Raw genomic sequence first — 2723 nt, 5'->3', positions numbered from 1 at the left:
TCGAGTTCAAACCACATATCAGCCATCTCACCGTTGCGCTGGTCAGCAAAGCGGGTCATCACCCGTGTGCCGACCGCGAGCTTCGCGGCCGCCTTCTGCGGATCACCCAGATCCACCCCCCTGAAATAGCCCCCGATTGCCGTGTCCGCGTTCTCCAGCAGCACATAGCCGAACGCATACGGCGGATCAGGCAGGTTGTTGAACGGCTCATAGACGATGGTGAACGTCTCGATCACACCGCGCGGACCCACTTCGACCCACTCCGAGGTCGGCTCCAGCGTCTGGTCGGAGAACGCGCGCGGCGGCACCAGCACGCGGCCCGATTGCGGGCAGCGGCGCCCGTACAGTCTGGCGTGATCGCGCAACTGCACGTAAAACCAGCTCGCCGTCTCGCCCAGTGCGTGCCGGTAGGTAATGTTCCAGGTTTCCGTCCGTGTCAGCAGTTCCATGTCTCATGTTCCTCTGTTGTCCGATTCACGCCTCGACGACCATCGTGCCGAAGAACTGGTGGTCGCCGCCATTGCCGCTCGCAATCCCGATGCGCGCACCGCTGACCTGATGCGCGCCCGCTCGCCCCCAGACCTGCAGGGCGGCTTCCGCCACGCGCACCATCGCCGTCACCGCAATCGCGTTGGTGCATAACGTGCCGCCCGAGGGGTTGACCGGCAGCGCGCCGCCCAGCGAGAACGCCCCCTCGCGCAACGGCCCCGCCGACTGGCCGCGCGGCGCGAGTCCGGCGGCTTCGATCGCGTGCAGCTCCGTATTGCTGAACGGCGCATACAGCTCGGCGACATGCACCTGGCTGGCGGGATTCGTGATCCCTGCCATCCGGTAAGCCCGCGCGAACGATTCACCCAGCGCGTGGGCGTCCGCATGATCGGCCACCTGCCGGCGTCCCATCCGGTCGCCGATGTAGTAGCTTTCCGAGCAGTTGCCCAGCCCCGTGATCCACACCGCATCCAGACCATTGGCCCGGATGTAGTCCTCGGAGGCGAGCACCATCGCGCAGCCGCCACTCGATTGCGGGCAGGCGTCGAACAGCTTGATCGGCCACGAGATGTAGCGCGATGCCATCACCTCCCCGACGGTGGTGGGGGTGCGCAGATGGGCGTTCGGATTGAGTGCCGCATGCGCGCGGTTCTTCACCGTCACGCGGGCGAAATCTTCTTCGGTGGCGCCATACAGATGCATGTAACGCACCGCCGACATCGCCAGCATCGTGATCGTGCCCAGCGGCAGCGGGCGTTCGTAGGTCGGATCCCAGATCTTGTTGAGCACGGTTTGCGAGTCGCCGCATTCGCCGACCTTGTCGGCGCCCGCGGTCAGCACCACCTCGCATGCGCCGGCCGCGATATGCTGGTGCGCGGCCGCCACGCAGGACAGGCCGGTCGAGCCGCCGGTATTGATGCGCATGAACGGCTTGTTGCGCCCGCCCACCGCATCGACGCCGAGCCGCTCCGCATTGCCGATGCCGAGCAGCGCGTCGGGCGCGAGCGAATAGACGACACCGTCGATCGCGTCGAGCTCGAGCTTCGCATCGGCCATTGCCAGCACGACGGCCTCGCGCACCAGTTCCGGATAGCTCGCATCCTTGCGCGCGGGCTTGAACGCCGACTGGCCGATGCCGATGATCCCTACTCGCCGCGCGCTCATTGCCCACCTCCTGCCTGATTCGACTCCATCACCACCACCGTGTTGTATTGCATCGCAAAGCCGCTCGCGCCGTGCGCCACGGCCCGCCGGGCGCCGTCGAGCTGATGGGCGCCGGCGCACGCGCGCAGTTGCTGCGCGGCTTCTGCGATCCGCATCAGGCCGCTGCAGAAGACCGGATTGAACGACGCCGCCCCGCCCGACAGGTTGATCGGCACGTGCTGTTTCGCGGGCGCCGTGGCGCTGCCGCGTTCGTACAGGCCGAGCCGCTCGCCGGCGATCATCTGCTGGTACGGCGTGGCGTCGGCCACTTCGGCAAGATCGAACTGCGTGGCCGCATCGGTGATGCCTGCTTCGCCGTAGGCGCGAGCGGCGGCTGCATCGAGCGAGGGCAAGGTGGCCAGATCGCGGTCGCCGAGAAAGGCCGGCTCGGCCGCCCAGCCGAGTCCCCGGATCCACGCGACCTGGGTATCGTTGCGCCCGGCGATGAACGCGGCGTCGGCGAGCACGAGCGCCACCGCGCCCATCGCGGGTGGCGCGACCATCGCGCGCCTGAGCGGCCAGCGCACGATCTCGCTGCTGTCGATCCACACCGGCTCGCGCGGCCCGCAGGGGCGCTCCGGGTAGGCAAGCGCGCCCTGCGCGCGATTCCTTGCGACGAGCGCGAGCGCCGCGTCATGCAGGCTGTGGGTGGGGTCCAGCGCGACTGCCTGCAGCGCGTGCGAGCTCAGATCGTCCAGTGGCAGACCGCGATGGAAATACGGATCGTTGCCAAGCTGCTGCACCTGCGGCACGGACTGTGCCTCGAGCGGGCTCCAGGAAATCACCAGTTGCGTGCGGTACTGGCCCGAGCCGATCCTCAGTGCGCCGAGCACGAACGCATGCTCGGCGGAGGACGGGGTCGACAGGATGTCGCGGCCGACGCCGCCCACCGAACCGGAGGCGGCCATGATGGCGATTGCGCGCCCGTCGAACTGGTCGCATGAGGCGCACACGATGCCGTCGATGTCGTCGATCGTCAGGCGTGCATCGGCCAGCGCGCGACGCGTCAGGCCGTACAGTATTTCTTCGAG

At 67.9% G+C, this 2723-nt stretch carries 3 protein-coding genes; all 3 read right to left on the bottom strand.

What is annotated here, in order from left to right:
• Positions 1-449, bottom strand: a 449-nt coding sequence (locus tag PQQ95_RS36480; RefSeq protein ID WP_408447236.1) for a Zn-ribbon domain-containing OB-fold protein, incomplete at its 3' end; no start/stop codon positions are given.
• Between the two features lie 25 nt (positions 450-474).
• Positions 475-1653, bottom strand: coding sequence for a thiolase family protein (locus tag PQQ95_RS36475; protein ID WP_408447233.1), 1179 nt, complete (start codon positions 1651-1653; stop codon positions 475-477).
• A partial coding sequence (locus PQQ95_RS36470) for a thiolase C-terminal domain-containing protein (protein ID WP_408447230.1) occupies positions 1650-2723 on the bottom strand: 1074 nt, incomplete at its 5' end. The genes PQQ95_RS36475 and PQQ95_RS36470, both read right to left, overlap by 4 nt.

Origin of the sequence: Paraburkholderia caffeinilytica (assembly GCF_046030355.1) — a bacterium.
GTDB lineage: Bacteria > Pseudomonadota > Gammaproteobacteria > Burkholderiales > Burkholderiaceae > Paraburkholderia > Paraburkholderia caffeinilytica_B.
Note: the sequence above shows the minus strand (reverse complement) of the source record. Positions and strands in the feature narration are given on the sequence as shown.

Coding starts and splice junctions, on each gene's coding strand:
- PQQ95_RS36475 (WP_408447233.1), bottom strand. CDS start 1,653: ATGAGCGCGCGGCGAGTAGGGATCATCGGCATCGGCCAGTCGGCGTTC.